This is a genomic window from Clostridioides sp. ZZV15-6383, assembly GCF_020657735.1.
Classification (GTDB): Bacteria; Bacillota; Clostridia; order Peptostreptococcales; family Peptostreptococcaceae; genus Clostridioides; species Clostridioides difficile_D.
The window spans coordinates 1-301 of the sequence record NZ_JAGWCV010000193.1 but is presented as its reverse complement, the minus strand read 5'-3'; the positions used below and the strand labels follow the sequence as shown (position 1 = coordinate 301).

Below are 301 nucleotides of genomic sequence, written 5' to 3'. Positions count from 1 at the left end.
ACGGGAAAATAATATTCCAAACAGGAGAAGCAACAGGTAATGTTTTAGAACATGATGCAATAACAGAGTTACATTACTTAGATGTTGAATTTGGAAGTATAGACTATAGTAAACAGTATATAGAGTCAATAAATCCAATCACAAAAGAACTTGTTATAAGAGATATACCAATCATTTTGACAGATGAACAAAAGAGATTACAAGCATTAGAAAAAGAATTAAGTATGTTAAAAGAAGAAAATAAAAATAGAGATTCTGAGATAATAAACACAGCATTTGAAGTAGAAAATATCAAATTAAA

General features: G+C 26.9%; 1 protein-coding gene. It reads left to right on the top strand.

The window, feature by feature from the left end; genetic code table 11:
- Window positions 1-301, top strand: a 301-nt coding sequence (locus tag KGF42_RS19430) for a hypothetical protein (protein WP_227826933.1), incomplete at both ends; no start/stop codon positions are given.